We start from the raw sequence: 26,939 nt of genomic DNA on the forward strand, positions 1-26,939 counted from the left end.
TCACATTCCTACTTTCTGTTTGTTTTCTTGGACGATCTGCATGAAGCGGTCAAATAAGTCGTTGGCGTCATATGGACCCGGTGCCGCTTCCGGATGGTATTGGACCGAGAACGTCGGATGATGCAAGTGCTTCACCCCTTCGACCGTGCCATCGTTGACGGCGCGATGCGTGACGACGAGTCCGGTCGTCGCGAGTGATGCCTCATCGACCGCGTAGCCGTGGTTTTGGGATGTGATCGTCACCGCGCCGGTCTCAAGTTCGAGCACCGGATGGTTGGCGCCGCGATGGCCGAACGGGAGTTTGAACGTATTGGCCCCGCTCGCGAGTGCGATCAACTGATGGCCGAGACAGATCCCGAAGATCGGGAGTGTCGGCATGAGGCGCTCGATGAGCGGCAACGCCGTCGGGACGTCTTTCGGGTCCCCCGGTCCGTTCGACAGCATGACGCCGTCCGGTTCATAGCGCATCACTTCGTCGGCCGTCACGTCGTGCGGCAAGACGACGACTTCACAGTCGCGCTTCACGAGTTCACGCATGATGCCGAGCTTCGCACCGAAGTCGATCAGGGCGATACGCGGCCCGCGGCCCGTGCTGACATACGCCCGCTTTGTCGAGACGCGCTCGACTTGATCGGTCGGAAGAAGGACGTCAAAGCGATCCTGGACCGATGCCCACGTCGATTCCCCATCGACCATGACGCCGCGCATGACGCCACGTGAGCGGAGATGACGCGTCAACATCCGCGTGTCGACCCCTGCTAGACCTGGGATATTGAAGCGGAGAAGCGTATCGCTGAGCGTTGCGGTCGAGCGGAAGTTCGAAGGCAAATCGCACACTTCTTTCACGATGAGTCCTTTCGCCATCGGTACGGTCGTCTCAAAATCTTCCCGGTTGACGCCGTAGTTGCCGATCAACGGGTTCGTCAGCACGATGAGCTGGTCGCAGTACGATGGGTCCGACAACATCTCCTGATACCCGGTCATCCCGGTCTGAAAGACGACTTCCCCGATCGTCTCGACGTCTGCGCCGAATGCTGTTCCTACAAATGAAGTGCCGTCCTCAAGCCATAATGTTCGTTTCATCGAATCTCCCCTTATATACGATTTTTCCAGCCGCGATCGTCATGACCGGCCAGCCTACCAGTTTCATCCCCGCGAACGGTGTGTTTTTTCCTTTCGAGCGGAATGTCGTCGGATCGACCACTTGCTCCGTCTCCGTATCGATGAGGGCAAAGTCTGCCGCCCGTCCGACTTCAATCACACCGTACGGTAACCCGAACACGTCGCTCGGACGTTTCGTCATCCAGTCGATGAGCGCCGCTTCTTCCATCTGACCCGTCTTGACGAACGTCGTGTACAAGAGCGGGAACGCTGTCTCGAATCCGGTGATGCCGAACGGGGCCCGTTCCATGCCGGCCGCTTTTTCTTCGGCCGTGTGCGGGGCGTGGTCCGTCGCGATCATATCGATCGTCCCGTCGAACAAGCCTTCAAGGAGCGCCTCACGGTCGTCACGGCTCCGGAGCGGCGGATTCATTTTAAAGTTCGGGTCGAGGCCCGGGATATCGTCTTCACAGAGGACGAGGTGATGCGGTGTCACTTCGGCCGTCACCCGGATGCCGGCTCGTTTGGCGTCGCGGATGACACGTACCGACTGTCGTGACGAGACGTGGCAGACGTGATAGTGACAGCCCGTCTCTTCGGCGATCAAGACGTCACGGGCGATATGGATGCTTTCGGCGAGGCTCGGGATGCCTTGGATGCCGTGTTCTTCACTGAACCGGCCTTCATGGACCGAACCGGCCTTGAGCGTATTGTCCTCGCAGTGGGCGACGACCGCCTTATCGAGACGTTTCGCTTCCCGCATCGCCTCACGCATCATCGCCGCCGATTGGACGCCGACGCCGTCATCGGTGAACGCGAACGCATCTGCGAGCGAAGCCATGTCGACTTGTTCGGTGCCGAGCTGTCGTTTCGTGATGGCGGCGTATGGAAGGACGCGTACGCTTGCGTCTTGCTCGATTTTAGCCAGGAGCTGGTCCATCGTCGCCCGGTCGTCCGGGACGGGACGTGTGTTCGGCATGGCGCAGATTGTGGTGAACCCGCCGGCCGCAGCCGCCTCGGTCCCCGTTTTGATCGTCTCTTTCTTCTCCCCGCCCGGCTCGCGCAAATGAACGTGGACATCGACGAGCCCCGGAATGAGGAGCTTCCCTGTCGCATCAATCACTTCATGTCCTTCGGTCGTGCCGTCATAGTCGATCGAGCGGATTTCGCCGTCCTCGATCAATAGATTCGTCGTCCGTTTCGTGTTCCCGTCATACCAAGTTGCGTGTTGAAGTATCATAATTGTCCCCCTAATGCTCGATTTAAAATGGCCATCCGGGCGTAAACGCCGTTCGTCATCTGTGGAAAGATCCTCGACTTCGGATGTTCAATCAAACTGCCGGCGATCTCGACGTCACGGTTGACCGGTGCCGGATGCATGATGATCGCTCGTCCTTTCATTCGGTCGACGCGTTCGGGCGTCAACCCGTAGCGCGCATGATAATCTTCCTTCGAGAAGATGTCGCCCATGATGTGGCGTTCGTGCTGGACGCGGAGCAGCATGACGACGTCACAGTCCGCTAACACATCGTCGAGGTCCCGATGCTCGAGCCCCATCGACTCGTCCCACCAAGAGGCGGGGCTGCAGCCGACGACGTTCGCTCCCAGGCGTTTCAATACGCTTGCGTTCGAACGTGCGACGCGGCTATGGACGAGGTCGCCGCAGATGGCGATGTTCAACCCTTCGAACGTCTTGAACTCTTCAAAGATCGTGACGAGGTCTAACAGTGACTGCGAGGGGTGCTCCCCGCTCCCGTCACCGCCGTTCAACACCGGGATGTTCAACTTTTCAACGAGTTCATGGTAATAACCCGACTCCGGATGGCGGATGACGAGGGCATCGACCCCGATTGCCTCGAGCGTCTTGCACGTGTCGTACAGCGTCTCGCCTTTCGTCACCGATGACGTCGCCACGTCGAACGGAATCTCTTGTACTTTCAAGTGCCGTTCGGCCATTTGAAACGAATTTTTCGTTCGCGTCGAGTTTTCAAAGAACAAGTTCGCGACCGTCTTGCCGTCGAACAAGGGTGGCATGTCCCCTTGTTTGTAGCGTAGCGACTCCTCGATCAATCCCATGATCTCGTCGAGCGAGAGCGTATCCAGACTGACAAAATGCTTCGGTTGTTGTTTGATGATGTTCATGTTCGTCTCCTCCTTTTGTGTGAAGGCAAAGAGAAAAGGCGTCTCTTCACCTACGTGAAGGGACGCCTTCATTTGGGTAGACTACACCCAAATAAACGAGCCTTCACTTTGCCGACCTCACGGGATCGAATTAAAAGTTACTTGCTTGTCGTGTATCTTCAGTTGTTTCGGCAGCAGCTTCGTCGACCGCTTCTTCTTTCGGCAAGAAGGCGTTCAAAAGGATCCCGACGACTGTGGCGAGTGCCATCCCTTGCACCGGGAAGCTTCCGAGTTGGACCATGGCCCCACCAAGTCCGATGACGAGGATGACTGAGGCGATGATGAGATTGCGTTTCTCAGCGAGGTCGACGTTGCTTTCGACCATCGTCCGCAGACCGTTCGAAGCGATGACTCCGAACAAGAGGATCGAGATGCCGCCTTTGACCGGATTCGGGATCGTCGAGATGAACGCTTCGACGTGACCAAGGAAACCAAAGCTGATAGCCATGAGCGCTGCTCCGGCGATGACGTAGACACTGTACACTTTCGTGATGGCCATGACCCCGTTGTTCTCACCGTAAGTCGTACACGGTGGACCACCGAGCGCCGAGGCGACCGCTTTCCCGACCCCGTCGCCGAGGAGTGTCCGATGGAGACCTGGATCTTTCATCGTTTCGCGTCCGATGATTTTTGACGTGACCATTTGGTCGCCGATATGTTCCGTCATCGTGACGAGCGCGACCGGGACGATGGCGAGCAGTGCTCCGACTTGCCACATCGGCATGTAGTCGACGAACACCATCGTGAAGTCAGGCAGTTGGAACAAGCTCGCTTGACCGAGCGCCGAGTAGTCGATGATGCCGAACAGGGCGGCGATGATGTAACCACCGATGATACCGAATAAGATCGGTACGGCGCCCCATACTCCTTTGAGCGTCGTCATAGCGAACATCGTGATGCCGAGCGTGAGAAGCGCGACGGTGATGAACGTTCCATTATAGGCACCGTCTTTGTTCATCGACATGTCGATGGCGACCGGTGCGAGCGATAAGCCGATGACCATGATGACCGGCCCGACGACGACTGGCGGCAAGAGGCGCAGCAACCAGTTCACACCTGTCTTATAGATGATGAGCGAAACGACACCGTAAACCGATCCGGCGATGATGCCACCGAACAAGGCGGCTTCGACACCCCATTGCTGGCTGACGGCGATGATCGGGGCGATGTAGGCGAAACTTGACCCGAGATAGGTCGGGACTTTGAAGCGGGTAATCGCTAGGAATGAGAGCGTGGCCACACCGGAAGCGACGAGGGCGACGGACGTGCTTAGGCCCGTCAAAATCGGGACTAAAATCGTCGCTCCGAACATGGCGAAGACGTGCTGCAGGCTGAAGAGCAGCCATTGCGGTAAGTGAGCGGGACGCTCGTGGATGTTGAGGATGGGTTTCATATGTGGTTCTCCTTCCTGGCCTCTCTGGACCACCTTAAAGGTTTTGGATTATTGCTGTTTGATAAACACTTCGTCGGTCGTGTCGACTTCACTGAGTCGGACGACGACTTGTTCTGACTTCGAGGTCGGCACGTTCTTGCCGACGAAGTCTGGGCGAATCGGTAGCTCGCGGTGTCCCCGGTCGATCAAGACAGCGAGCTGGATGTAATCCGGGCGACCGTGGTCGACGAGTGCGTCCATGGCGGCTCGCACTGTCCGGCCCGTGTAGAGGACATCGTCAATCAAGACGACCGTCTTGCCGTTGATGTCGTGTGGCAGTTCAGTCGCTTTCACTTCCGGGTCGAGTGACTTCTTAGACAGGTCATCCCGGTACAGCGTGATGTCTAAGTTACCGAGCGCGATCGGTTTGCCTTCGATTTCTTCGATGCGGCGGGCGAGTCGGTCGGCGAGCGTCTCGCCTCGGGTTTTAATCCCGACGAGCACGACGTTGTCCGTTCCTTTGTTGCGCTCGATGATTTCGTGAGCGATTCGGGTAAGTGCACGGCGGATGGCCGCTTCATCCAATATGGTAGAACGTTTCAAACGTTTCCCCCCTCTCTCAAATTATACAAAAAAGAAGACTTCCTCATCCGGCTGGAAAAGGAAGTCTTCATATGTGAGGGCAGACCTCTGCCTCAAATAATCGACGTGTCGTGGCCGCGGCCACAATCCTTTCACAGCCTCTCTGGACTGGGTTTAAAGGTGTTATGCTTCCTAGACTATAAATCGGAATCGGTTGAAAGTCAACGCGTTTTCTCGATTTTGTCCAATTTTGCAAGTTCCGCTTCGAAGTCGGCCGGGAGCGGCGCCTCGAATTCGAGCCATTCGTCCGTGCGTGGATGGAAGAAACCGAGCGTCGCCGCATGGAGCGCTTGTCCGTTCAATTGAATCGTCCGGCGCGGACCATATTTCGGGTCACCAGCGAGTGGATGGCCGATATAACGCATATGAACGCGGATTTGGTGTGTCCGTCCCGTCTCGAGCTTACACTCGACGAGTGTGAAGTCTTTATACCGCTCGAGCAGACGGAAGTGCGTGATCGCTTCTTTCGCGTTCTTGTCCGTCACTGTCATCCGCTGACGGTCGTTCGTGTCACGCCCGATTGGCGCCTCGATCGTCCCGAGCTCATGGGCAACTTCGCCGTGGACGAGAGCGATATATTCACGCTTAATTTTACGATCCTTCAACTGGCTCGCAAGCGATTCGTGGGCCACATCGTTTTTCGCGACCATGAGGAGACCGGTCGTGTCTTTATCGATGCGGTGGACGATGCCTGGTCGTTTGACACCGTTAATACCTGACAAATCGTCACAGTGATAGAGGAGTGCGTTGACGAGCGTGCCTGACGTATGACCGGCCGCCGGATGGACGACCATGCCGCGTGCCTTGTTGACGACGATGACATCCTCGTCCTCATAAACGACGTCGAGCTTGATATTCTCTGGCAACACTTCGAGTTCAACGGCCTCCGGGACCGTCACGACGATTTCGTCACCTTCTTGCAGTTTATAGTTCGGCTTGACGACCTGGCCGTTGACGAGGAGGTCCCCCGCCTTGATCCAGTCTTGGATTTGCGAACGTGACCAGTCACTTTGTTCGCTCATCCATTTGTCAATACGTGCCTTTTCTTCGGCGACAAATGTGTAAGTTTCCATTACGATTGTCCCCTTTCTTTGTTTAATTTTTCTTCGAACAAGACGCCGATGATCATGAAGATGACCCCGAACGTGAGCGCCATATCGGCGACGTTAAAGATTGGGAAGTTGTAGCCGAACGGATACGTGTCGACGAAATCGACGACTTCACCACGGAACAGACGGTCGATGAAGTTCCCGATCGCACCGGCGAGCAGTAACCCGACGCTATAACCGAGCAAATCAAACCCGTTCACTTCTTTATGCAAGAAATAAATCAATCCGACGACGACGACCGCGGTGACGATGAAGAAGAACACCATCTGCCCTTCGAGCATGCCCCAGGCCGCGCCTTTATTGCGGTAAGACGTCAAGTAGAGCAATTCTGGGATGAGCTCGATTGACTGCCCAATCGTCATCGTCTGGACGACAATCCATTTCGTTACTTGGTCGAGCAAGATGAGGAAAAGTGCTAATCCGTAATAACGTTTCATCAGATTCTCCTTTCAAGTCATAAGAAACCGGAGTGGACGATCGCCACTCCGGTCCGGCTTATGCGATGACTTCAGTACAACGCGGGCAAAGCTCTGGATGTTCAGCATTTTGACCGAGCTCGGTCGAGTATGTCCAGCAACGGGCACAAGCTGCACCGTCAGCCTTCATGACGCTGATTTCGGCCGTCGCATAATCGACATCGGCCGATTCGACGTAATCGAGTTGCGACACTTGAAGCAACTGACGAACGTTATCGATCGTCTCGAGCAACTGTTTCGTCTCACCTTTTGGCGCGACTTGTAGTTTCGCCTCGAGCGGTTTACCGATCAACTTCTCGCCACGGGCGATCTCGATCGCTTTCAAGACGTCGTCACGGAAGGTGAGGAACTTCGACCATTTCGCGAGCAATGCCGTCTCATCTTCTGTGAGCGGTGCCACTGCTTCAAGGTCTGTCAAGAAGACGCTATCAGCTGTCTTCGCCGGCACTTCTTGCCACACTTCGTCCGCTGTGTGCGGAAGGATTGGTGCGAGCAATTTTGTGAGCGTGACGACCGTGTCATACATGACCGTTTGAACGGCACGACGACGTGCGTCGTCTTCACGTTCGATATACAGAATATCTTTCGTGAAGTCGAGATAGAACGACGACAATTCGTTGACACAGAAGTTATGGCTCAAGTGATAGACAGCCATGAAATCGAACGTGTCGTACGCTTTAACGACTTTCGTCTGAAGTTGCTTGAGTTTTGTCGCCATGAAGCGGTCCGCTTCCGGCATGTCTTCGAAGGCGACACGCATCGATGGGTCGAACCCGTTCAAGTTTCCGAGCAAGAAGCGCAACGTGTTGCGGATCTTCCGGTAGACTTCCGACACTTGTTTGAAGTTGTCGTGCGATGCGCGGACATCCGACTGATAGTCGACCGACGATACCCAAAGACGGACGATTTCCGCTCCGTATTGTTTGACGAGATCGTTCGGTGCGATCGTGTTGCCGAGTGACTTCGACATTTTACGGCCGTCGCCGTCGAGGACGAAGCCGTGGCTGAGCACGTTGCGATACGGCGCTTTGCCCGTCGTCGCGACTGCCGTCGAGAGTGACGAGTTGAACCAGCCGCGGTATTGGTCCGAGCCTTCAAGGTACAAGTCGGCCGGACGGCGCAAGTTATCGCGCTGTTCGAGTACGCCCGCATGAGACGAACCTGAGTCAAACCAGACGTCCATGATGTCGAGTTCTTTCCGGAACTCGCCGTTCGGGCTGTTCGGGTGTGTGAAGCCTTCTGGCAACAAGTCTTTCGCTTCACGCTCATACCAGACGTTCGAGCCGTGCTCATGGAACAAGTTGGCGATGTGGTCGATTGTCTCGTTCGTGATGATCTCCGTGCCATCTTCGGCGTAGAAGATCGGAATCGGGACGCCCCATGCCCGTTGACGGCTGATGACCCAGTCACCACGGTCACGGACCATGTTGTAAAGGCGCGTCATGCCCCACTCCGGTACCCAGTTCACTTCTTCGATTTCACGAAGCATGTCGGCACGGAAATCTTTGATTGACGCGAACCATTGTGGTGTGGCGCGGAAGATGACCGGTTTTTTCGTACGCCAGTCGTGCGGGTACGAGTGCTTGATGAATTTCAAGTTGAGGAGGTAGCCGTTCTCTTCAAGCTTCATGCCGATTTGTTTGTTCGCGTCTTCATAGAACAAACCTTCGAAACCTGGCGCCTCCTCTGTCATATAACCACGGTCGTCGACCGGGCAGAGGACGTCGAGTCCATAAGCTTGTCCGACACGGTAATCGTCTTCCCCGTGACCTGGTGCCGTATGGACGAGGCCTGTCGCGTCAGCCGTGACGTGATCGCCGATCATGACGAGCGATGTTCGGTCATAAAGCGGGTGCTGAGCCGTCATGTGTTCGAACTCGCGCCCGTTCCAAGAACCGCTCACCGTGTAATCCGTCCAGCCGAGTGCCGTCGTCACGTCTTCGACGAGCGTTTCGGCAACGATGTACCCTTTGCCGTCGTGCTCGATGCGCGTGTACGTCAACTCGTCGCTGACCGCGATCCCAAGGTTGGCTGGGATCGTCCATGGTGTCGTCGTCCAGATGACGAAGTGGTCCGTTGTCGCTAAGACGTCTTTGCCGTCGACGACTTGGAACGCCACGTAGATCGCCGGTGACTTCTTGTCATAGTATTCGATTTCTGCCTCGGCGAGGGCCGATTCAGAAGACGGTGACCAGTAGACCGGTTTCTTCCCTTTATAGATGTAACCCTTCTCGGCCATCGTCCCGAACAAGCGGATTTGAGCCGCCTCATATTCCGGCAATAGCGTGATATACGGGTTGTCAAAGTCAGCCATCAGTCCGAGACGCTTGAACTGCTCGCGTTGCGAGTTCACTTGTTCCATCGCGTACGCCGCACACTTCTCGCGGAACTCGGCGACCGTCATCTCTTTACGATTGACGCCTGCTTTTTGAAGCGCGTTCTCGATCGGGAGACCGTGTGTGTCCCAGCCCGGGATCATCGGTGACTGGTAGCCGTTCAATGATTTGAAACGGACGATAATGTCTTTCAATACTTTGTTGAGCGCATGGCCCATATGGATGTCGCCGTTCGCATACGGAGGTCCGTCGTGCAGGATGTATTGTGGCTTTCCGGCATTTTTTTCTTGGACGCGGTTATATAGGTCCATCTGTTCCCAAGCCTCGTGCATTGCTGGCTCGCGTTTCGGCAGATTTCCGCGCATCGCGAATTCTGTTTCAGGCATCAATAGTGTGTCTTTGTAGTTCATTGAAACTCCTCCTGCATCTTTTTTTGACAACAAAAAAACCCGCCCCTAATAGGGACGAGTTAGTCGACTCGCGGTACCACCCTACTAATCTCAGGGAAAACCCCGAGACCGCTCTTGGTAACCGATAACGAGGTCAGGCGGTCGCGCTTACTAACTTCAGCCCGACACTCATAGGGGATACCGATAAAGTCTTTCTCTTAGGCTTGCACCTTCCCTAAGTCGCTTCGTAGGTATGACTTTATCGACGTGTCCTAATCGACGTATTGTGTATTATCCGTGATGTTTGGTTGGTATGACTTCGTCGTCATTATACGCAAGTTCGGTCGTATCGTCAAGAACCGTCTGGACCGGCGGCTCCCCGACAATCGTGTCCCATTCCGTGCTGTTCAACAGCTCCATCTGAGCATCGACGAGGACGCGGAAGCGGGTCCGGTACAACTCGACTTTTTTGAGCATTTGAATGACTTCGCGCTCAGCGAGCTGTTCTTTACGTGACGCTTCTTCCTCACGGGCGAGCGCCTCGCGTTCGGCCTGCTTCAAAATGAGACTCGCTTCTTTCGCCGCGTTCGTCTTCACTTCTTCGGCAGCCTCTTGGGCGACGATAATCGATTTGTTCAACGTGTCTTCCATCGAGGAGAAGTAGTCGATACGGGCTTGCATATCGTTGACGAGTTCTTCGTACCTTCTATTCTCACGAATCAATAGCTCAAACTCTTTGATGATTTGATCTAGAAATTCATTGACCTCATCGATATCGTACCCGCGAAAACGAGTCGAGAACTCTTTATTATGAATATCAATCGGTGTCAACGCCATTCGACTTTCCTCCTAAGTTCAACGTATGATGCCATACTGGATTTTTATTTTCTCACGTTTCGTCGAGCCGAGAATCGCCGTCAATTTGACACGGCCATACCCTCGGATCGAGACCAAATCGTCTGGTTCAAGGATGAAGCTCGCATCGTCAATCGGTTTATGATTCACTTTGCAGTCTCCATGTTTGACGAGCGCCTGCGCTTTTTGCCTTGATAATCCGAGCACTTCGCTGACGACCGTGTCAAACCGGAGTGATGAGACGATTCCGAACTCGTCGCTCCATTTGACTTCGGGCACGACGAGCACGGACTCGGGCGGCACCTCTGAGATGCGAATCCGGGCCTTGCCGACCCGGTCGACGTTCATCTCGATGAACCCAACCGCCTCACGCGTCGTCGCGAATTGGGCGACGCCGTCGTCGAGGACGACATCTCCGAATTTTTGACGCTTCAACCCAGCGTTCAAGAGCGTACCCGTCACTTGACGATGCGTCAATTCGACAAATTTGGTTGGATAGTCGATTTGACGAATCGCGATATCAAAATCGTTCGGGTCGAGCTCGTAATAGTCCGGAGCGAGGATGAGTCGACGCCGTTCCGCGCCTTCAAATCCGCCGTCCTCATAAATCGCGAGCTGCTTCCCGACGAGTTGCCGGACGATTTGTTGCTCGCGTGGATCTAAAAAGTCCGTCACTTTAAACACATAGTTGTCCTCGACTTGTTGAACCCAATCGAGCACTTGCTCGACAAACGGGCGCTCATTCGGACGATAATGATCGAAGACGCTCATTTAAATACCGAAAATCGCTCGCACTCCAAATTGTGCCATCCGTAGCACAAATAAAGCGACGATTGGGGAGATATCGAGCATCCCGCCGATTGGTGGGATGATTCGACGAAACGGGTTTAAAAACGGCTCGCATAGATACGATAAAATTTGACCAAATTTAGATTCGCGCGCATTTGGGAACCACGATAATAAAATATAGGCAATCAAGACCCAACTATAATACCCAAGTAATGTAACGATCGTGTTGCCTAACGCAGGTATAGCATTTTCCATTCAGTTACCACCCTTTACTGTTGAGTTCGTCCTCCGAAATCAAATTCGAGATCGATCCCGTCAACTCGATGTTGTTTGGAGTACATAGAATCGTGTTATGTCCAATCGACGTCATCGTCCCTTCTAACGCATAGACGACACCTGACAAGAAGTTGACGACTTGACGAGACTGCTCTTTCGACATCCGTTGGAGGTTGACGATGACGGCCCGGTTTTCTTTCAATTGGTCGCTGATGTCTTGGGCTTCGGCGAATACACGCGGTTCGGCCAAGACGACTTTTGAACGTTCTTTCTTCTTCGTGTTCAACGCGACGATATTGTTCGATGTTTTCGGACGGTCCTCAGTTTTGACGATTGCCTCCGTCATCGGTTGTGTCTTCGTTTCGGCGACAGCATACTCGTCTCCTTCGAACTGGTTGTTCGGATCTTCCTCGAGTCCAAAGAAGTCCTTCATTTTGTTTTTGATTGACATAACGGATTCCTCCTTAAAATATATTATTGCACAAGTACGGTTCCAATACGAACAAACGATGCGCCTTCTTCGATCGCCAACGTGTAGTCGTTCGACATCCCCATTGACAGTTCGGTACACGGTGCATGCGGATAGGCAAGACCTGCGACGTCATCGCGCAATTGTCTCAAGTTTCGGAACGTCTCCCGAATCACCGTCTCGTCCTCTGTGAACGGTGCCATCGTCATCAATCCGATGATCCGCACGTGAGGATACTGTTTACAGTTCTCGATGAACGGGATGACTTCCTCTTTTTCGAGACCATGTTTTGATGCTTCGCCCGATATGTTCACTTGCACGAAACAATCGATCACGCCTTGAGCGCGCTTATTGATTTCTTCGGCGAGCGAGAGGCGGTCGAGCGAATGGATCGCTGCCACATGGTCGATAATTTGTCTCACTTTACGTGTCTGCAGGCTGCCGATGAAATGAAACTTGGCATCAGGCGGCAACTGCTCGACTTTTTCAAGCAATCCTTCGGGACGATTTTCGCCGAAGTCACGGATGCCTTCCGCATAGAGGGCGTTCGCCACGTCGGGACCGACCGATTTCGTGACCGCGATGAGCGTCACCGCTTGATCGGTCCGATGCGCGTCGATCGTCTGTCTGACTTGATTCACATTATTCGCTATGCTCACGATTTCTTCTCCTTGACGAGGACAGCCGCAAATCGACGTTTGGCATCTCCGTTCCGATACGAGAAAAAGCTTCGATCGGCTACGGTCGACAAGTTCGATTGGGTCACCTCGATATTTCGTTCAGCGGCGAGCGTCTCGTTCACTCGTTGCAGGGATAGATGGGCATGGCCTGCCTGTTCGTCCGAGACTGATGCTTCATAAGCTGCCGGCGAGACAGCTTCGACCGCATCAAGGACACGGCGGTCGACCTCGTAATGGTCGGCCGTGATGGCTGGTCCGACAAACATATCAATATCTTGTTCCGGTACGCCCAATGTTGCAAATGCATCGGTCATCGAGGCCACGATGTTACCGACCGTCCCTTTCCAGCCTGCGTGTGCGACACCAATGACGCCATGGTCTTTGGCGCAAAAGAACAGCGGGACACAATCAGCGAACACGAGGGCGAGCGGTAACGAGTCAACCGTCGTGACGAGACCGTCCGTCGCCGGAATCGTCTCATCGTAACGGTACGCTCCTCTGCCACGGTCAGCGTCTCCGACGACTTCGACGTTTGTTTGATGCACTTGGTCGGCCCATACCGAATCAGCGAGGTCGAGACCGGCCGCTTCGAAAAATTGCTTCCGATTGGCGACGACCTGGTCTGCGTCATCTCCGACGTGGAGTCCGACGTTGCCTTCGTTATGCCCATCGGTCCGGGTCGTGACGTAGGCGCGGTAGCGATCCGTCTCGGTTTCCCATGTATGTAGCAGTCGCATATGATTCTCCTTTTTTAGAAAAAGGGGATGCCGAGAACCGGCACCCCCCTGTTGTTTAGTTACGGCGTTGTCTTACGAACGCTGGGATGTTGATCGTCTCGTCTGGGACGTCCCCGCCATAGACCGGTCTATGGAAGTTCCCTTCATCTTGTGGCGCAGCTTCTTGCGTTTTCGGTTGAGCCTCACGGTTCACTTCAGCTTCCGGTTTTTTCTTCGGTTGCTGGAGGAACGGGTTCGTCCCTTGCGCTTCTTCTGCGAATTCAGTTGCGATCACGGTTACGATGATCTCGTCGTTCAAGTTTTCGTTGATGACCGAACCGAAAATCAAGTTCACTTCTTCATCAGCGGCACTTTGTACGATTTGAGCAGCTTCCGTGACTTCGAACAAGCTGAGGCTGAGTCCGCCTGTGATGTTCATCAAGACACCTTTCGCGCCTTCGATTGAAGACTCGAGAAGTGGAGATGAGATGGCTTTCTTCGCTGCCTCGACGGCACGGTTCTCGCCTGTCGCGACACCGACACCCATGAGGGCCGAGCCTTTTTCTGTCATGATCGTCTTCACGTCAGCGAAGTCGAGGTTGATGAGTCCAGGGATGGCGATCAAGTCCGTGATCCCTTGGACACCTTGACGAAGGACATTATCCGCTTCACGGAACGCTTCGATCATCGGCGTATTGCGCTCGACGATTTCAAGCAACTTATCGTTCGGAATAACGATGAGTGTATCCACTTTTTCTTTGAACGCTTGAATCCCGTGTTGGGCGTGTTGCATCCGTTTGCGTCCTTCGAACATGAACGGTTTCGTGACGACACCGACTGTGAGCGCTCCGATTTCTTTCGAAATCTCAGCGATGACAGGTGCAGCCCCAGTCCCGGTTCCTCCGCCCATACCTGCTGTGACGAAGACCATGTCGGCGCCATCAAGCGCTTCAATCAACTGTTCACGGCTCTCTTCTGCCGCTTTTTTCCCGATATCAGGATTTGCGCCGGCACCGAGGCCACGCGTCAATTTCGCGCCAAGTTGAAGCTTCACGTCTGCTTTTGACATGTTGAGTGCTTGCGCGTCTGTGTTGACGGCGATGAACTCGACACCTTGCACTCCGTGCTCGATCATGCGGTTGACGGCGTTTGAACCGCCACCACCGACTCCAATTACTTTAATTTTTGCTACGGCGTCAATCGCCTCATCAAAGTACATCATTTCAGGTATCCCCCTACGTAATTTCCAATTGTTAACACAACGTCAAGTTTACACGCCAAATAGTTTTTCCATTAAGCGGCCGAATCCATTTTTCGTTTCGCGATCGTCCCGCTCCACATCCACGTCGTGGTCGTGGTCGTTTGGCATCGTGCCGTCCGGTTTCGTGACGGTCACGCGCTCTTCCGGCTTTTCAAGTCGTGACTTCGAGACGTGATGATCGCTCATAAGCACGTACTTGAGGACGCCTACCGCGGTCGCGTATTTCGGGTGTCTGACGCCAATCGACGAAGGCTGATACAGTCTCGTCGTTTGACCCATAACACGAGTCGCCAATTCTTGGATGCCAGGTAAAGCAGCGGCCCCACCGCAGAGGAGATATCCTCCACTGAGCGTCGGGACGCCTACCTTTTGCACTCTATTCAACACAAGCGTAAACATTTCCTCTATTCTTGCCTCTAAAACATAACTAATTTCTGCTTGCGGTTCGAACGTTACTTCTCCGTTAATGTTCGTGAACGAGAAGCCCTCTGATGCGTCGGCCATTTCTTCAAGGGCGAGTCCGTATTCTTCTTTCGCCACTTTGGCGTCCTGGTATTTACAGTTGAGCTTGTAAACCAAGTCGCGTGTCATATGATCGCCTCCGACAGGAAGGATATATGAGTAGACAAGGTCGCCCCGATAGAAGACAGAGACGGTTGTCTTTTCATGTCCGATATCGATCAATCCGATACCAAGATCGATTTCGTCGACAGATGCCGCGCTCATACCGAGTGCCAAGTTGCCGAGGACGAATCCTTCGAGTTTCAGACCCGCTCGTTCGATGGAGCGACGAATGCTATGTAAAATCGTCTTCGAACCAGTTACCATCTTCCCGTGCATCTCTAAACGATAGCCGAGCATTCCCCGAGGATCGACGACACCTGTCTGTTGATCGACCGTGAATGACGACGGGATCACATCGATGACGCTCATCTCGTCCGGCAAGCGCATGACTTGCGCCGAGTTGATGACTTCGATGACATCTGTATCCGTGATTTCTTGGTCTTCTCGTTTGACCGACGCGATTCCGTGACATGGGGCGATTTGGATATGTTCCCCTTCGATGGCAACATATACCGACCGAATTTGATCACCGAGTGCCGCTTCGGCATGTTCGACGGCTTGTTTGATGGCTTGAACCGTCTTATCGATGTCGACGACGGCGCCACGTTTTACTCCTGCAGACGGGGCACACCCCTCCGCCAAAATGTTAAGCGTTCCCCCGAGTAATTCACCCACGACGAGCTTAATTTCTGACGTTCCTATATCCAATGCGGCCACATAACCATTCGCTTCCAAAAGGGAAACACCTCCGCGCTTTAATTTCTATACTTGAATTCCGTTACATTGTTACAGATATCCAAAAATATTGTTAGGTCCGGCAAGATATCTCACGTCTAAGTTTACAACAAATAAGATAGTGAGAAAAGGTAGAATCCTACAAATTAAGCGGTTTTGGGGTGTCAATTCGATTACAATCGATAAAAAAACAGCCCTTATGTGTCTAAGGACTGTAAAATATCAGATTATTCTTTCGGTTTTTTATACGGGACGAAATAATATCCGCCATCCATGACGACAGTTCCTCGTTGTCCTTTTGGAATGTTTTCATAGATTTCACCGTATTTGGACACGGTTTGACTGAGCTTGAACGTTGGCGTTTGAATCGTGTTGCCGTCGTTCATATAAATCTCATATCGAGTCGATTCCCCGTCTTGTTTCGAGAACACGATTTCCGACATCCGGGCCCGCATCGCGTCATCGACTTGTTCAAGCTCAGTCGCGATTTTCTCGAGTTCAGCTTTGTCCGTGAATTCACGCAAGAGTGGACCGTCCTTTAACTTCTCAGGGTCGGTGATGCCGCCAGTCGGATGAAGCGAGCCATCAGCAAGTACCGCGACTTCTTCTTGATCCGTCCGCGAATACGCGATCATCTTTTCTTCTTCGACATCGATTGTCACGATGTTATACCATGAGCGGTCGACGTCGACATCTTTCACTCCAGGCACGGCGCGGAGTTCTCGTTCAATCTCCTTCGGTGACACTTGAACGATTTTTGTGGACGTATCGATGTCCGTCCCGGCGAGCACGTACTCTTCTGTCAGCCAGGACAGACCGTTCACGTTCACCGCCTTCACGTCAGAGACCGATGTCTGCATATATACGACGAGTGCGATCAGCACCGCGAATAAGATCAAAATGGTCGACAAGCGTCGGTTCGCTTTTTTACGACGCTGATCTTTCATATACGGGATACGGTCTTCTAAACTACGAACGGTGTTCTGACGTGTCTCCATGTCTATTCTCCTTTATCGGCGGACTTCTTCGACGAGGTCGGCGAGTGATTCCGCAGCTTGCGGGAATCCTAGCCGTTTCGATGCTTCTGCCATCTCAGTATGATGTGCCAATACGTGACGGATCGACTTGACGAGTGTCTCGCCCGTCAAGTCTCCTTCTTTGATCAATTCGGCCGCGCCGCTCTCAACGAGGGCTGACGCATTTTTCGTCTGATGATCGGCCGTCACATACGGGCTCGGAATCAAGATGCTCGGTAGACCGAGCGCGGTCAACTCCGAGATCGTCGACGCGCCGGCCCGTGACACGACGAGGCTCGCGCAAGCGAGAAGCTCAGGCATATCGTAGACGTATGGCAAGACATGGACGTTTTCAGCTGTTGGCGCGGTGGCCACGACGTTGTCGTAGTGCACGTTCCCGGTCACGTAGAGCACGTTCACCGGTTCAGCCGCGAGCTCGGGAATAGCTTCGATGACAGCGCGATTGATTGCTTCTGCCCCGCGGCTTCCGCCGTAAATCAAGATGATCGGCCGCTCATCGATCCCGTACTTGGCACGGACGGCCGCCTCATCTACGGTCGTCTTCAACACTTCGCTCCCACGCGGGTTCCCGATGACGCGAACGTTGGCTCCGGGAAACTGCGACTCAGAACCGGCGAACGACAAGGCGACGCGGTCGGCTTTCTTCGAGAGGAACTTGTTCGTCAAGCCCGGGATGCTGTTCTGTTCATGCAAGATGGTCGGGATTCCGAGTTGCTGTGCCGTAAAGACGACCGGTCCTGAGACGAAGCCGCCCGTTCCGATAACGACATCCGGACGAAACGTCTTCATCTCTTTACGTAACGTGAGGACGGATTGAATGAACCAATACGCCGTCTTGATGTTGTCTAGCGATAGAGAACGTTTTAGTCCGGCAATCCGGATTGATTTGAACGGGACGCCCGCCCGTGGAACGAGGTCAGCCTCGAGACCGTTCTCAGTCCCGATATAAAGCACCTCGAGCTTCGGGTGCCTCGCTTTGAGTGTGTCGAGAAGAGCGAGTGCCGGGTAGATATGTCCACCCGTCCCTCCACCAGAAATCATAACTTTCATCGATTGGCCTCCTCATATGCATTCACGAGTCGGACGAAATGTTCGCCGCGCTCTTCGAACGTCTTATATTGATCCCAACTTGCACAAGCCGGCGATAATAAGATCACGTCATCAGTCGCCGACTGTTCGAACGCGAGCGGGACCGCCGCTTCGAGCGTAGCGACCGCGAACGACGGAATCTGCTCGGCCTCACCTAACGACTTGAACCGCTCCGCCGTCTCGCCGTAAGCGACAATCGCTTTGACCCGGCCGAGCGCCGGAACGAGAGAAGTGAGGTCGGCGCCACGTTCGAGTCCTCCGCACACCCAGACGATCGGGGCCTCGAAACCGTTCAATGCGGCTTCGGCGGCCACGTTGTTCGTCGCTTTCGAGTCGTTATACACCCGGCGGCCGAGCACTCGTCCGAGGCTCTCTGTACGGTGGGCCACTCCGCCGAACGTCTGAAGGACGCGTTCGATGTGTGCTCGCGGAATGTCGAACGGTTCGACGAGCAACAAGGCTGCCAACACGTTCTCGACGTTATGGGCCCCACCAAGGGCAAGGTCCTCGACGCGGATGACCGGTTCTCCATGAAGCGTGACCCAACCGTCCACTACGTGTGCGTCTCCACTGTCGTAACCGAACGTTGAGGCGGGAAGACCGGACGGGACACGTTTCATCACTTCCGTGTCGCTGCCTTTTACGACGACACGGTCTGCGGCCGTCATGTTCCGGAACAAGTTTCCTTTGGCATCGGCATACGAGTCAAAGTCGCCATGGTAATCCAAATGCGCCGGTGACAAGTTCAACAGTGCCGCCGCTTGCGGATGGAACTGTTCGACGCCCATCAGTTGGAAGCTCGACAGCTCGATGACGATGACGTCACCCTGCTTCGCTTTCGATGCCACTTCGATGGCCGGGAAACCGATATTCCCTGCCACATGCACCGGACGACTTCCCCCTTTGAGCAATTCGTGGACGAGCGTCGTCGTCGTCGTCTTCCCGTTCGAACCGGTGATGGCGACGAACGTGGCATCAGTCGCCAAGTAGGCGAGCTCCACTTCTGTATAGATCGGGATGTTCCGCTCAAGCGCTGCTTGGAGGAGCGGGATGTGATACGGGATACCCGGATTTTTGACGATCATGTCCGTCGTGTCGAGCAATTCGAGCGGATGGGAACCGAAGACGCCGTTGATGCCGAGCGCTTCGATTTTCATCCGTTCTTCCGTTGACGGTTCGCTCCCGGTATTGATGGTCACGTTCGCGCCGACATTTCTTAAGTAAGCGGCAGCGGCGATGCCGCTCCGTGCCGCGCCGAGTACGAGGACTCGTTTATCGTTCCACTGTTGTTGCATGTCTTCCACCATCCATTACATGAGTAGTAACGACAAGACTGCCGTGATCAAACTAATTCCACCGAACGTCAAGACGATGCGCCATTCTGACCAACCGACCATTTCGAAATGGTGATGGATCGGGCTCATCTTAAAGATTCGTTTGCCCGTCGTCTTGAACGAGAGCACTTGCAAGATGACGCTGAGCGTCTCGATGACAAAGATGATACCGACAAAGACGAGCAACAACTCGAGTTTGAGCATGAGGGCGAGACCTGCGACCGCACCGCCGAGGGCGAGCGACCCCGTGTCGCCCATGAAGATTTTTGCCGGATATTTATTGAAGACGAGGAAACCGAGCAAGGCGCCGACGGCACTGAAGGCGAACCAAGCAATTCCGGCTTCGTCTTGCCCGAGGGCATAGATGCCGAAGAAGGCGAACGTCGGGATAGCCGAGAACGAGACGAGACCGTCGAGACCGTCCGTCAAGTTGACCGCGTTCGAGAAACCGACAAGCCAGAAGATGACGATGGCCACATAGAACCAACCCGTTTCAAACGCGATCGAGGTGAACGGGATTTGAATCGTCGTGTCGAGCTCCCCACCGAGTGAGAGGAACCAGACGAACAGGACGGAGACGACGATTTGACCGATCAATTTCTGGAGCGATGTCAAACCGAGGTTACGTTTGTTGACGACTTTGATGTAGTCGTCAAGGAAGCCGATCACACCGAAGGCGAGTGTCACGAACAAGAGCGTCCCGAATCCGGCGACGGCTTCTCCGAAGACGACCGAGACGAGGAATCCGATGATGAGGGCGAGCAAGATGACGATGCCTCCCATCGTCGGAGTGCCTGATTTCTTTTGATGCCAACCCGGACCTTCGTCACGGATTTCTTGGCCAAACTTTAAGTTACGCAGTGCCGGGATGGCCCGCGGCATGACGACCAATACGGTCAATAATGAACTGATTAAGACGATTAAACTGATTAGCATGTTCGTACCTCACTACTCTCTTTATTGAACTAAGCGCTCAAGCGCCAGTCCTCGCGATGCTTTTAACAATATCACAGTCTGGGGGCATTGATAACTGCCGAGAAGCACTTTCGCTTCCTCGACGGTCGGCACCGTTGTCACGTTCACACGCGGATCGGTAATGCCGTTCGCAATCCATTTCGCCTTCTCTCCGATGAGCACGCAATCCGTGACCGGGGCCGTGATGACACGGCCGACACTTTCGTGTTGCGTGACTTCATCTGCGCCAAGTTCATACATGTCACCGAGGACGAGGACACGTCGCGTGAACCCTTCAAGTGTTTTCATCGTCTCGATGGCGGCGATCATCGAAGTCGGGCTGGCGTTATAGGCATCATTGATCAAGTGCGCATCACCGAACATCCGCTTCTCCATCCGCATCGATGTCAACTGGACCCGATCGAGTCCGCGTTGGATCGTATCGTGTCCCAATCCGAACTTGAGTCCGCAAGCGATCGCATAGGCGGCGTTGCGGATTTGATGGGCGCCGAGCACTTTCAATTCATATAACTCGTTGTTGTAACGGAAAATCGAAGCATCGAACGTCGCCTCCACGACCTCGAGCTTTCCGTCAGCCGTCGCCTCATAACCGACGCGGTACCCGCCAGCTTCACTCAGGAGCGGCTCGTCGGCATCGACGATCAAGACGCCATCCGGTTTCAGACCGGCTTTAATCTCGAGTTTCGCCTTGGCGATCCCCTCGCGCCCCCCGACTTGTTCTCCGTGCGACTCTCCGATATTCGTGACGAAAGCGATATCCGGTTTAGCGAGCTTCGACAACAATTCAATTTGACCGAATCCGTTCATCCCCATCTCAAGGACGGCGACTTCCGTATCGCGTGGCATCCGTAACACGGTGAGCGGCAAGCCGACATCCGAGTTGAAATTGCCTGCCGTCTTGTGTGTCTTGAACGTCTCGCCGAGCACAACGGCGATCATATCTTTCGTCGAGGTCTTTCCGTTCGATCCGGTGATGGCGACGACTTTTGGATCAATCTCTGCCAAGTAGCGGGCTGCCGCCTCTTGAAGCGCCTGAAGCGGCGATGCGACCGGAATGGCGACAATCCCTTCCGGCAACGGCCGGTCTTGCTCCCAAAACGTCACGATCGCACCTTGTTTGACGGCAGCCTCGATATAATCATGTCCATCGACACGCGCCCCGATGATTGGGACGAACAAGCCGTCGGCGTTATCGTCTCGCGAGTCGGTTGCGACGTGGCGCACCTCACGCGTATCATCTGTCTTCATGCCGAACCAAGATGCGAGTGTTTGTATCGTCAACTGTTCCATAACCATTTCCTCCTGTGACAAAGGAAAAGAGAGCCGAGGCCCTCTTCATCCCTTTGCGTTAGTTCGACGGTGACTGGAGCTTCACTTTTAACGTCGCCCCGGTCTTGACAGGCTTATCTTTCCCAATCGACTGGGACGTGACAAAGCCGGTACCGTCTATTTCTAAATTCAATTGGTAAAGCGTCGCCAACCGTTTCACATCACGGAGCGACCAGCCTTTCAAGACCGGCATCGTGAACGACTCATCCGTCTTCAACAGCAAGCGCTCGCCGACGACGTACGGTTGACCCTCGACCGGACTTTGCGCGATGACCGTTTCGCCACTGCCGAGTGACACCGGTGTGAATGCCGCCGCCTTGGCTGCCTTCACCGCCTCGTCACGTCCTTGCCCGACGAATGACTCCGTCGTCTTCGTCGACGCATCGATCGTCTTCGCCTGTTTGTCTGGCTCGACACTCCGGTAACGGAGCGCGACGTCCATCACGTCTTTGAACAGCGGTGCCATGATGCGTGGTCCCGTCGTCGACGAGTCGCTGTTCGGACGGTCGACGGCGATATACATGACGAGTTCTGGATCGTCCTCCGGCGCCATGCCGACGAACGAATGGATATATTGTCCACTCAAATACTTCCCGTTCTCCGCGATTTGCGCGGTCCCGGTTTTCCCGATGACGCGGTAGTTGTCAAGGGCGTACAATTGCCCCGTCCCGACGTCACTATTGACGACGCCGTCAAGTGCTTCCCGCGTCTGTTTTGCCGCTTCGGCCGTGATCGGTTGCCCGACGACTTTCGGATTCGTCGTCCGAATCGTCTCGCCCGTCTCACGGTTTACGACTTTTTTAATGACATGAGGTTGCTTCATCGTCCCATCGGTCGCGATGGCCGACGTCGCTTGCAAGATTTGCATTGGCGTGACGGCCGTCGATTGACCCCATGCTGTGATCAAGACGTTGAGCGGGCTCTCGAAATCGAACTGGCTGTTGACCTCGCCCGGTAAATCGACGCCCGTGCGTTGGTCGAACTTGAACGCTTTGAAATAATCCTCGTAGCGACTGAGTCCAAGCCGTTCGTTCGCCAATATCGAAAAGGCGACGTTCGACGAGTGCCAGACACCTTCTACCATAGGAATCGTACCCCATCCGGTAATGTTGTAATCATTGAATACGGTCTTGCCATACTTATATGAACCCGACTTGTACAGTTCGTTCGGGTTGTAGACACCTTCGTTGATGGCAGCGGCCAACGTGAAGATCTTCATCGTCGACCCCGGCTCGAAGCGGGACGATACCGAGAAGTTGCTGTATGAGCTGATTTCACGCGTGTTCGGATCGAATGACGGGCGGTCCGACAAGGCGATGATTTCGCCGGTCTTCGGGTCCATAATGATCGCCGTCGCGTTCTTCGGCTTGTACTCTTTATACAGTTCCTCCATCTTCGTATCGAGCAGCTGTTGAATGCGGTGATCGATCGTCAGTTGGACGTCCGCCCCATCTTCCGGGTCAACCTTCAATTGCTCGTCACTCGAGACGAGTTGACGGCCGGCCAAATCTTTCTCGAACCGATACAGCCCATACGACTCGCTCAAGACGTCATTGAGTGACTTTTCAATCCCGAGTTCTCCAACGAGTTCGATTCGCCCATTCTGGTCAATCTTTTGGGCGTATCCGACGACGCTTGATGCGAACACTTTGTTCGGATAATAGCGTTTCGGTTCTTCGACGAACGTGATCCCGGGAATCTTGAACGTTTCAATCTCTTCTTTTTGTTCGACCGTCAAATCACGACCCGGCACGCCGAACTCGATTTGCCCACGGTCTTTGTTTTGCTCGAGCCGTTTCAAGATGTCACCTTCCGTCATCGGAAGCACGGTCGCAAGTTGCTTCGCGGCCTCAGGAAACGCTTCGGGCATGAGCGTCTTGTTTTCTACCCGCTCGCCGCCGAGCTTCAACACGGCCACGACTCGATAGGACGGAATGTTGATGGCGATTGGTTGTCCGAACCGATCAAAAATCTCGCCCCGCTCCGCTTTTAACGTACTGACCGCTTTCCAGCGTTCTTCCTCGGCGAAGGCGAGCATGTTTTCCCCTTTGTACGTCTGGAAGACGGACAAATAAAGGAACCAACCGACAAAAAATAAAAAGAGTGGTGTGAAGCAAACAATCGCCACCCACGCCACTCTTTTTTTACTCTGTTGTAGAGAATTCATCAGTCAATCACCTTGACGTTGTTCTCATTGAATTGCATTCCGAGCTTTTCAGCAATCGCATAGATTCTCTCAGGTGAGCTTAGTTGGGCGATCTCATACTTCAATTCTTCATTCTCTTTCGCGATCGTGTTCGTCTCTTGTGTGATCAGAGCCGTGTCGCGCATGATGTTGTACGCTTCGTTATGTTTCGATACCGTGATGCCACCGAACAAGACAACTGAACAGATCATGGTCGGGTACAGGATGGATTCGAACAAAGTCAACGTACGTCGTTTTGGAGCTGGTATTGGTCGTTCTTGCGGAATCGGATTGCGATTCGGCGAAATTTGAGGCTGCAAAGCCTTGCGAGCAGCTTCTGGCATCAGGTATCCCTCCTACGTACAGTCTATTTTTGTTTTTCTGCGACCCGAAGCTTGGCTGAACGGGCCCGGCGGTTGTCTTCAAGTTCAACGTCCCCGGCCGTGATCGGCTTGCGCGTGATCAACTTCAACTCGGGTTCAAACTCTTTCGGGATGACCGGCAATCCTGGTGGTAACGGCGGATGCTGGCTTCTCTCTTTGAAGACTTGCTTACAAATCCGATCTTCTAACGAGTGGAACGTGATGACACAAATCCGTCCACCGATGGCGAGTAGATCGATCGCGTCTTGGACGGCGCGGTCGAACACGTTCAATTCATCGTTGACGGCGATGCGGATCGCCTGGAACGTTCGTTTCGCAGGGTGTCCGCCTTTTCGTCGTGCCGGCGCCGGAATCGCGTCTTTGATCAACTCGACGAGTTCAAACGTCGTCTCGATCGGCTTGACGGCACGGGCTTGCTCGATCTTGCGGGCGATCTGTTTCGAGAATTTCTCTTCCCCGTATGTAAAGAAGATGCGGGCAAGGTCCCCGAATGGCCATTCGTTGACGACATGGTAAGCCGATAGCTCACGCGAACGGTCCATGCGCATATCTAACGGCGCGTCGTAATTGTAGCTAAAGCCACGTTCGGCCTCATCGAGCTGCGGCGAAGACACGCCAAGGTCAAACAATACCCCATCGACCTGAGTGATTCCCCGTGCCAGCAGTTCATCTTTCAAATGGACGAAGTTGCTTTTAATGAACGTAACCCGGTCCTCATATGGAGCCAACCGCTCACTCGCGTGCTTGAGCGCGACGTCGTCTTGGTCAAAGGCGTACAGATGGCCTGTCGTCAAACGCTTGACAATCTCTTCGCTGTGACCGGCTCCTCCTAACGTACAATCGACATAAATCCCGTCTGGCTTAATATTCAATCCCTCAATGGACTCCATTTTTAAAACCGTTTCATGCTCAAACATACAAAAACCCTCTCAACCTACATTTTTCAACTATTTTATTACGTTTACTTTATCATAAAAATGTCAAGCGCCGCATAGGTTTTTAGCGAAAAGAGGAAACAAAAAGGTAACAAACAAAAAAGATTCCCTGATTGCTCAGGGAACCATCAAAAAAACATTGGTATTTATTTTACAGTTTAACGAGACATCGCTCCGATTCAGACTGTTCGTAGGCGTCAAATAGCCGTTTGAACACATCGAGGCCATGACGATTCAAGAGCGGTACCATCGACCAGATCCGTTCTTGCGGCGCATCCATCGGTAAGAGCCTTGTCGACAGATGAATCCGTCGACTGTTCAACCGATATTGGTCACGTTTCGCCTCGGCCCGCATCTCGTCAGCGAGCCGATCAAGTACGTGTCGCGCCTTGGCGTCAAATCGATGGCCCCGCTTTCCGGCTTCGCGACCGAGCGCTTCCGTGAGCGTTCGGTAGGCGTAAAGACTCTGGTCGAACGCCTCGTCATCGAACGTATGGTCCGGCAACGGGTTCGTCAAGTAATCGACGAGCGTCACGCCTTCTTGGGCAAGCTTCTTCTCATCGTTCGTCGAAACGAGGACGGCCCCGAGCCGTGGGATGAGGAGCGGCATGTTCCAACCAAAGAGATGGAACAGCGGGCGCAACTGAAGCCAGTAGGCGATTTCCCCCGGACCGGCGATATAAGCGAGCGTCGGGAACAAGAAGTCTTGCATGAGCGGACGTGACACGACGTTGTTCGAGAACCGCTCCGGGTGCTCCTCGACTTGTTGCAGCAACTCGGCCTCGGTGAATCGATGGCCTCGTTTCGTCGTGAACACCCCGTCTTGTTTCGTCAACAACTCGCGTGTGCCGTCGTGATAGAACAGATGGGCCGCGTCCCGGTTCAAGTCGACGTGTGGCATGCCATCCTCGAACGCCCCTCGTAGCGCCGTGTTCAGACGATCGTGTTCACGAATCAACCGCTTGAATGCGTCGCGCTCGAGCGCCCGGACTTCCGGTTGGTGCGGGTCGAACAGGATGAAGTCTTCTCCGACGAACCGGCGCATCATCCGCCCGAAAAATTCGGCGAACGAATGGCTCGCTTGGAGCACGGCGACGAGCTCATGATAAAGTGTCGTCGTGTATGGCGTCTCCGTCTCTGATAACAGCACACGCTGTAGCATTTGCACGAGCTCAATTTTCAGTCGATCGAATTCTAACTCCCCGATTGATGCCTTGCCGGCGAGCGGGACCGTCGATAGCGCCTCTTTACGCAATTGACGCGACAACGGTTGGCTCACGAACACGTGGTTGATTTCCGCATAGTCGTGATCCTCGGTCGCCATCCAAAAGATCGGGATGACCGGTTTGTTCAGTTTCGCTTCTGCCTGTTTGGCTTTTTTGATCACGGTCAACAGTTTATACACCGCGAACAACGGACCACCGAATACCCCGACTTGCTGTCCGGTCACCATCGTCAACGCCTCGCCTCGAGCCAACGCGTCGAGCTTTGATTCGAGCGCGGGAGACATCGGACCGTGGGCGGTTTGTTGGTCACGCAATATAGTTACAAGCGCGGGCAAATGCGTGAACGAACGTCCGGTCAGTTCGTCAGCCCTCGCCTCGAGTTCGTCCATCCCTTTATAGTCCAGCCATTTCGAATAGCCTGTCTCCACCTGCATCATCGGAGACGACGGGGCGTACATGGCATCTAGCGACTCTATCCTCACGTATAACGACTTC

The 26,939-nt window shown here is 54.0% G+C and carries 25 protein-coding genes; all 25 read right to left on the reverse strand.

What is annotated here, in order from left to right; genetic code table 11:
- The 25 genes from KNP78_RS03045 to bshC all read right to left on the reverse strand — a co-directional run bounded on the left by KNP78_RS03045 (position 1) and on the right by bshC (position 26,926).
- Complete coding sequence (locus tag KNP78_RS03045) at positions 1 to 1,083, reverse strand: carbamoyl phosphate synthase small subunit (protein WP_034777104.1); 1,083 nt, start codon at positions 1,081 to 1,083, stop codon at positions 1 to 3.
- The gene (locus KNP78_RS03050; protein WP_034777102.1) at positions 1,061 to 2,341 is read right to left on the reverse strand and encodes a dihydroorotase; all 1,281 of its coding nucleotides are present in this window, start codon (positions 2,339 to 2,341) and stop codon (positions 1,061 to 1,063) included. Before KNP78_RS03050 ends, KNP78_RS03045 begins: the two co-directional genes overlap by 23 nt.
- Positions 2,338 to 3,243 (reverse strand): aspartate carbamoyltransferase catalytic subunit, encoded by a 906-nt coding sequence (locus KNP78_RS03055; protein ID WP_034777100.1) that lies wholly within the window; start codon positions 3,241 to 3,243, stop codon positions 2,338 to 2,340. Before KNP78_RS03055 ends, KNP78_RS03050 begins: the two co-directional genes overlap by 4 nt.
- 130 nt (positions 3,244 to 3,373) lie before the next feature.
- Entirely contained in the window at positions 3,374 to 4,675 is a 1,302-nt protein-coding gene (locus KNP78_RS03060) for a uracil-xanthine permease family protein (RefSeq protein ID WP_214752666.1), read from the reverse strand.
- 48 nt (positions 4,676 to 4,723) lie between these two features.
- A complete protein-coding gene (pyrR, locus tag KNP78_RS03065; protein ID WP_034777096.1) occupies positions 4,724 to 5,257 on the reverse strand; it encodes a bifunctional pyr operon transcriptional regulator/uracil phosphoribosyltransferase PyrR in 534 nt (177 codons plus the stop codon).
- 200 nt (positions 5,258 to 5,457) lie between these two features.
- Positions 5,458 to 6,369 carry an RluA family pseudouridine synthase gene (locus tag KNP78_RS03070; protein ID WP_034777094.1) on the reverse strand — a complete coding sequence of 304 codons (912 nt, stop codon included), beginning with the start codon at positions 6,367 to 6,369 and terminating at the stop codon, positions 5,458 to 5,460.
- A complete protein-coding gene (lspA, locus tag KNP78_RS03075) occupies positions 6,369 to 6,842 on the reverse strand; it encodes a signal peptidase II (RefSeq protein WP_034777092.1) in 474 nt (157 codons plus the stop codon). The genes KNP78_RS03070 and lspA overlap by 1 nt, the downstream gene beginning before the upstream one ends.
- A 58-nt stretch (positions 6,843 to 6,900) precedes the next feature.
- Positions 6,901 to 9,627 carry an isoleucine--tRNA ligase gene (gene ileS, locus KNP78_RS03080; RefSeq protein ID WP_034777090.1) on the reverse strand — a complete coding sequence of 909 codons (2,727 nt, stop codon included), beginning with the start codon at positions 9,625 to 9,627 and terminating at the stop codon, positions 6,901 to 6,903.
- Between the two features lie 270 nt (positions 9,628 to 9,897).
- A complete protein-coding gene (locus KNP78_RS03085) occupies positions 9,898 to 10,443 on the reverse strand; it encodes a DivIVA domain-containing protein (protein ID WP_021067053.1) in 546 nt (181 codons plus the stop codon).
- 18 nt (positions 10,444 to 10,461) lie between these two features.
- Positions 10,462 to 11,232: a YlmH family RNA-binding protein gene (locus tag KNP78_RS03090; protein ID WP_034777088.1), complete on the reverse strand. Its 771-nt coding sequence runs from the start codon at positions 11,230 to 11,232 to the stop codon at positions 10,462 to 10,464.
- Complete coding sequence (locus KNP78_RS03095) at positions 11,233 to 11,505, reverse strand: YggT family protein (RefSeq protein WP_021067051.1); 273 nt, start codon at positions 11,503 to 11,505, stop codon at positions 11,233 to 11,235.
- Between the two features lie 4 nt (positions 11,506 to 11,509).
- A complete protein-coding gene (locus tag KNP78_RS03100) occupies positions 11,510 to 11,977 on the reverse strand; it encodes a cell division protein SepF (RefSeq protein ID WP_029595732.1) in 468 nt (155 codons plus the stop codon).
- 23 nt (positions 11,978 to 12,000) lie between these two features.
- Positions 12,001 to 12,654, reverse strand: coding sequence for a YggS family pyridoxal phosphate-dependent enzyme (locus KNP78_RS03105; RefSeq protein WP_034777085.1), 654 nt, complete (start codon positions 12,652 to 12,654; stop codon positions 12,001 to 12,003).
- The gene (pgeF, locus tag KNP78_RS03110; RefSeq protein WP_214823260.1) at positions 12,651 to 13,412 is read right to left on the reverse strand and encodes a peptidoglycan editing factor PgeF; all 762 of its coding nucleotides are present in this window, start codon (positions 13,410 to 13,412) and stop codon (positions 12,651 to 12,653) included. The genes KNP78_RS03105 and pgeF overlap by 4 nt, the downstream gene beginning before the upstream one ends.
- Before the next feature lie 55 nt (positions 13,413 to 13,467).
- On the reverse strand, positions 13,468 to 14,613 hold the full coding sequence (ftsZ, locus tag KNP78_RS03115) for a cell division protein FtsZ (RefSeq protein ID WP_034777081.1): 1,146 nt from the start codon (positions 14,611 to 14,613) through the stop codon (positions 13,468 to 13,470).
- Positions 14,614 to 14,661: 48 nt separating this feature from the next.
- The gene (gene ftsA / locus KNP78_RS03120; RefSeq protein ID WP_034777079.1) at positions 14,662 to 15,951 is read right to left on the reverse strand and encodes a cell division protein FtsA; all 1,290 of its coding nucleotides are present in this window, start codon (positions 15,949 to 15,951) and stop codon (positions 14,662 to 14,664) included.
- A gap of 227 nt (positions 15,952 to 16,178) precedes the next feature.
- Complete coding sequence (locus KNP78_RS03125) at positions 16,179 to 16,949, reverse strand: cell division protein FtsQ/DivIB (RefSeq protein ID WP_214707402.1); 771 nt, start codon at positions 16,947 to 16,949, stop codon at positions 16,179 to 16,181.
- A gap of 12 nt (positions 16,950 to 16,961) precedes the next feature.
- A complete protein-coding gene (murG, locus tag KNP78_RS03130) occupies positions 16,962 to 18,038 on the reverse strand; it encodes an undecaprenyldiphospho-muramoylpentapeptide beta-N-acetylglucosaminyltransferase (protein WP_214823261.1) in 1,077 nt (358 codons plus the stop codon).
- The gene (murD, locus tag KNP78_RS03135) at positions 18,035 to 19,372 is read right to left on the reverse strand and encodes a UDP-N-acetylmuramoyl-L-alanine--D-glutamate ligase (protein WP_034777074.1); all 1,338 of its coding nucleotides are present in this window, start codon (positions 19,370 to 19,372) and stop codon (positions 18,035 to 18,037) included. The genes murG and murD overlap by 4 nt, the downstream gene beginning before the upstream one ends.
- Positions 19,373 to 19,387: 15 nt before the next feature.
- Positions 19,388 to 20,347 (reverse strand): phospho-N-acetylmuramoyl-pentapeptide-transferase, encoded by a 960-nt coding sequence (mraY, locus tag KNP78_RS03140; RefSeq protein ID WP_034777072.1) that lies wholly within the window; start codon positions 20,345 to 20,347, stop codon positions 19,388 to 19,390.
- A 21-nt stretch (positions 20,348 to 20,368) separates the two neighbouring features.
- Positions 20,369 to 21,676 carry a UDP-N-acetylmuramoyl-tripeptide--D-alanyl-D-alanine ligase gene (locus tag KNP78_RS03145; RefSeq protein WP_251128432.1) on the reverse strand — a complete coding sequence of 436 codons (1,308 nt, stop codon included), beginning with the start codon at positions 21,674 to 21,676 and terminating at the stop codon, positions 20,369 to 20,371.
- 58 nt (positions 21,677 to 21,734) lie between these two features.
- Positions 21,735 to 23,843 carry a penicillin-binding transpeptidase domain-containing protein gene (locus KNP78_RS03150; RefSeq protein ID WP_235420177.1) on the reverse strand — a complete coding sequence of 703 codons (2,109 nt, stop codon included), beginning with the start codon at positions 23,841 to 23,843 and terminating at the stop codon, positions 21,735 to 21,737.
- A 38-nt stretch (positions 23,844 to 23,881) separates the two neighbouring features.
- Entirely contained in the window at positions 23,882 to 24,244 is a 363-nt protein-coding gene (gene ftsL, locus KNP78_RS03155; RefSeq protein ID WP_235420168.1) for a cell division protein FtsL, read from the reverse strand.
- Positions 24,245 to 24,267: 23 nt separating this feature from the next.
- Positions 24,268 to 25,200, reverse strand: a complete 933-nt coding sequence (gene rsmH / locus KNP78_RS03160) for a 16S rRNA (cytosine(1402)-N(4))-methyltransferase RsmH (RefSeq protein ID WP_034777067.1) — start codon at positions 25,198 to 25,200, stop codon at positions 24,268 to 24,270.
- 169 nt (positions 25,201 to 25,369) lie between these two features.
- Positions 25,370 to 26,926, reverse strand: a complete 1,557-nt coding sequence (gene bshC, locus KNP78_RS03165; RefSeq protein ID WP_371819166.1) for a bacillithiol biosynthesis cysteine-adding enzyme BshC — start codon at positions 26,924 to 26,926, stop codon at positions 25,370 to 25,372.
- Between the last annotated feature and the right edge of the window lie 13 nt (positions 26,927 to 26,939).

Source organism: Exiguobacterium sp. s28, from assembly GCF_018618135.1.
Taxonomy (GTDB): Bacteria; Bacillota; Bacilli; order Exiguobacteriales; family Exiguobacteriaceae; genus Exiguobacterium; species Exiguobacterium mexicanum_A.

Excerpts from the sequence above, each read along its gene's own strand:
- murG (WP_214823261.1), bottom strand. The coding sequence starts at position 18,038 with ATGAAAGTTATGATTTCTGGTGGAGGGACGGGTGGACATATCTACCCG.
- rsmH (WP_034777067.1), bottom strand. The coding sequence starts at position 25,200 with ATGTTTGAGCATGAAACGGTTTTAAAAATGGAGTCCATTGAGGGATTG.
- pgeF (WP_214823260.1), bottom strand. The coding sequence starts at position 13,412 with ATGCGACTGCTACATACATGGGAAACCGAGACGGATCGCTACCGCGCC.
- ftsZ (WP_034777081.1), bottom strand. The coding sequence starts at position 14,613 with ATGATGTACTTTGATGAGGCGATTGACGCCGTAGCAAAAATTAAAGTA.
- mraY (WP_034777072.1), bottom strand. The coding sequence starts at position 20,347 with ATGCTAATCAGTTTAATCGTCTTAATCAGTTCATTATTGACCGTATTG.
- KNP78_RS03070 (WP_034777094.1), bottom strand. The coding sequence starts at position 6,369 with ATGGAAACTTACACATTTGTCGCCGAAGAAAAGGCACGTATTGACAAA.
- KNP78_RS03095 (WP_021067051.1), bottom strand. The coding sequence starts at position 11,505 with ATGGAAAATGCTATACCTGCGTTAGGCAACACGATCGTTACATTACTT.
- KNP78_RS03125 (WP_214707402.1), bottom strand. The coding sequence starts at position 16,949 with ATGGAGACACGTCAGAACACCGTTCGTAGTTTAGAAGACCGTATCCCG.
- KNP78_RS03045 (WP_034777104.1), bottom strand. The coding sequence starts at position 1,083 with ATGAAACGAACATTATGGCTTGAGGACGGCACTTCATTTGTAGGAACA.
- KNP78_RS03050 (WP_034777102.1), bottom strand. The coding sequence starts at position 2,341 with ATGATACTTCAACACGCAACTTGGTATGACGGGAACACGAAACGGACG.
- murD (WP_034777074.1), bottom strand. The coding sequence starts at position 19,372 with ATGCAACAACAGTGGAACGATAAACGAGTCCTCGTACTCGGCGCGGCA.
- ileS (WP_034777090.1), bottom strand. The coding sequence starts at position 9,627 with ATGAACTACAAAGACACACTATTGATGCCTGAAACAGAATTCGCGATG.
- KNP78_RS03145 (WP_251128432.1), bottom strand. The coding sequence starts at position 21,676 with ATGGAACAGTTGACGATACAAACACTCGCATCTTGGTTCGGCATGAAG.
- lspA (WP_034777092.1), bottom strand. The coding sequence starts at position 6,842 with ATGAAACGTTATTACGGATTAGCACTTTTCCTCATCTTGCTCGACCAA.
- KNP78_RS03085 (WP_021067053.1), bottom strand. The coding sequence starts at position 10,443 with ATGGCGTTGACACCGATTGATATTCATAATAAAGAGTTCTCGACTCGT.
- KNP78_RS03100 (WP_029595732.1), bottom strand. The coding sequence starts at position 11,977 with ATGTCAATCAAAAACAAAATGAAGGACTTCTTTGGACTCGAGGAAGAT.
- KNP78_RS03090 (WP_034777088.1), bottom strand. The coding sequence starts at position 11,232 with ATGAGCGTCTTCGATCATTATCGTCCGAATGAGCGCCCGTTTGTCGAG.
- KNP78_RS03055 (WP_034777100.1), bottom strand. The coding sequence starts at position 3,243 with ATGAACATCATCAAACAACAACCGAAGCATTTTGTCAGTCTGGATACG.
- ftsL (WP_235420168.1), bottom strand. The coding sequence starts at position 24,244 with ATGCCAGAAGCTGCTCGCAAGGCTTTGCAGCCTCAAATTTCGCCGAAT.
- KNP78_RS03060 (WP_214752666.1), bottom strand. The coding sequence starts at position 4,675 with ATGAAACCCATCCTCAACATCCACGAGCGTCCCGCTCACTTACCGCAA.